This window comes from uncultured Blautia sp., assembly GCF_902497045.1.
Classification (GTDB): domain Bacteria; phylum Bacillota; class Clostridia; order Lachnospirales; family Lachnospiraceae; genus Blautia_A.
The window spans coordinates 1-2805 of record NZ_CABVDF010000292.1 but is presented as its reverse complement, the minus strand read 5'-3'; the positions used below and the strand labels follow the sequence as shown (position 1 = coordinate 2805).

3 protein-coding genes are annotated in these 2805 nt (G+C 41.7%); all 3 read left to right on the top strand.

The window, feature by feature from the left end; all coding sequences use genetic code 11:
* Positions 1-88: 88 nt before the first annotated feature.
* Genes RDS42_RS13895 through RDS42_RS13885 form a run of 3 tightly spaced genes read left to right on the top strand, consistent with a single transcriptional unit; the run spans position 89 to position 2778 of the window.
* Positions 89-892: a GDSL-type esterase/lipase family protein gene (locus RDS42_RS13895; RefSeq protein ID WP_308784184.1), complete on the top strand. Its 804-nt coding sequence runs from the start codon at positions 89-91 to the stop codon at positions 890-892.
* 2 nt (positions 893-894) lie between these two features.
* Complete coding sequence (locus tag RDS42_RS13890) at positions 895-1371, top strand: DUF4358 domain-containing protein (RefSeq protein WP_308784183.1); 477 nt, start codon at positions 895-897, stop codon at positions 1369-1371.
* A 15-nt stretch (positions 1372-1386) separates the two neighbouring features.
* On the top strand, positions 1387-2778 hold the full coding sequence (locus RDS42_RS13885) for an MBOAT family O-acyltransferase (protein WP_308784182.1): 1392 nt from the start codon (positions 1387-1389) through the stop codon (positions 2776-2778).
* Positions 2779-2805: the final 27 nt, after the last annotated feature.

Sequence of the window (2805 nt, the reverse complement as noted above, 5' to 3'; positions counted from 1 at the left end):
ATATTCCGTTAACGCTTGAAGTATTTTTACTTCGTATTATAATAAGGTCGAAAGATATCAAAAAATATCATTTTACAGGAGAAATACGTTGAGAAAAAGAAAATCATATTCAAAAATGCTGTTTGGAGTAATCCCTGCTATAATCATCTTTGCCGGAGGGATTGCCTATTTTTATGTGCATACCCATTCTGCTGACAACAGCATCATCTATGAAGAAGGAGTTTCCCGCCTTAAGGCTCTGGAAGCTTCCGATATTTCCCAAATCGAAAAACAGCTTCAGGAACTGGAGCAAAATTCCCAAAAGCAACAAGATTCTGATATCCAGAAAATAATCGCAGAAGAAAATAAAACTCTCAGTAATATTGAGATCAAACAAGCTTTCCAAGGCAGTGTCATTATCGGTGATTCCATTACAGAATCCATTGTAGAATACGGCTTTTTGGATACCGATGTGGTAATCAGTAAACGTGGACTTTCTGTAGCAGATGCCAATGAACAGATAGAAACGGCAATTGGTCTTCATCCCAGAAATATTTTTATGGCCTTCGGTTCCAATGACCTGGAACTTTATGAATCCGACTGGCAGGCTTTTATCGATGCCTACCGTGCACAGCTGAAAAAGCTTCAGGAAGCGCTTCCGGATTCTCCAGTTTACATAAATGGGATCCTGCCCATCCAGCAGTCAACCATCGATCAGATTCCGGCTCTTGGATACTATCCGGAATATAATGAAGGTCTGAAGAAGCTTTGTCAGGAAATGAACTGCACCTATATAGACAATTCTTTTATTGTGCAGGACAATGACGCCATGTATGAGCCTGACGGCGAACATGTGGTAAGTGAATATTATCCAAAGTGGCTTACTTATATGGCAAAAACAGCGGGGTTATAACTATGGGATCAAAAAAATATCTTTTTATCAAAATCGGCATGGTTGCTTTTCTTGCCGTATACCTGTTTCTGATCTATACCTCAGACAGCGCCAAAGACGTCCCCATGGAGGATATTGCTGCCTCCATAGAATCTGAGGAAACAGTCACTGCACTGAAAAAACGGGGACGCACCGATTTAAAACGCTATTATCAGCTTTCTGAAGATTCTCTGGAGGGATATCTGTTCTACAAAGCAGTTTCACCTATGTCTGTTGAAGAACTGCTGATTATAAAGGCTCCTGACAAGCATCAGGCTGATATTGCCTGCGACAATGCACGTTCACATCTGGACAGTCAAAAACAGGTTTTTCAGGGCTATGGTACCGATCAGATGGCCTTTTTGAATGAAGCAGCCGTTGAATCCAAGGGCAATTATGTGATCTATGCCTGCGGTCCCAACGCCCAAAAATGGCGCGAAATATTTTTATCCCTGATTTAAGATTGGAGAAAAGCAATGGTTTTCAGCAATATTTTTTTTATATTTGGTTTTTTACCTGTATTTTTACTGGCTTATTATCTGGTTCCTTACAGGCTCCGCAATTTTCTTCTTGTTGCGGGAAGTCTCTTTTTCTATGCCTGGGGTGAACCGGTATATGTAATCCTTATGATCTTCAGTGCCCTTTTTCATTATTTCATGGGACTGGAAATGGAGGAACTATCTCACTGTCCCAAAAAGATCCGCGGCAATCTGGTCTTTATTGTTGTGATCGATCTTTTTATCCTTGGATTCTTTAAATACTACGGCTTTTTTCTGGATTCCATTGGTGGAATTTTAGGTATCTCCATCTCCCATCCGGAACTTTCTCTGCCCATTGGAATCTCTTTTTACACATTCAAAAATCTTTCTTATATTTTTGATATCTGTCAGAAAAAAATACACGCTCAGAAAAAGCTGCTGCCGTTTATGGTCTACAGTACCATGTTTCCACATATGACCGCAGGCCCCATTATCCGGTATGCGGATATTGAAGAACAGCTTACCAGACGTTCTGTCAATATCATAAAACTTGGCGTCGGTGCCGAATATTTTATCAAAGGTCTGGCCGCAAAGGTTCTTCTTGCCGACAACCTTGCCGGAATCTATGCAGCTCTTACCTCTTCCGGCGAGACGCTTTCCTTCCTTGGATCCTGGATTGCGATTTTTGCTTATACTATGCAGATCTACTTTGACTTCAGCGGCTATTCAAATATGGCTATCGGTCTGGGCAAGATGCTGGGATTTGATTTTAAGAAAAACTTTGACTATCCTTATACTTCTACCAGTGTTTCTGAATTCTGGAGACGCTGGCATATTTCCCTTGGAAGCTGGTTCCGGGATTATATCTATATCCCCCTTGGAGGAAACCGTGTAAGCCCTCTGAAGCACGTCCGGAATATTTTTGTTGTATGGGCATTGACAGGATTGTGGCATGGAGCAAGCTGGAATTTTGTACTGTGGGGACTATATTATGGACTTCTGCTTCTTCTGGAAAAATTTGTCCTGACAGATCTCCTGAAGAAAATACCAAGACCTCTGGCAAATCTGTACACCATGCTGGCTGTTATGATCGGATGGGTGTTTTTCAGTCAGACAGATTTTTCTTCTATGGGAAATTTCCTGATGGCGCTGGTCGGTATCGGTGTTTCCGGTTTTGCAGATACACAGGCGCTTTTTGCCCTGAGAAGCTCTCTGATCCTGTTCCTGATCGCTATCCCCGCATCACGTCCCGGATTATATCAGCACTATAAGCTCTCTATGAGACGCAGCCCGTGGAAAGCCGCCGCCGTAAACATGATCCTGCTGCTTCTGAGTGTGGCATTCCTGGTTTATAACTCTTATACGCCATTTTTATATCTAAAATTTTAAGAAGGTAAGGTAAAATGAAAAAGAAGA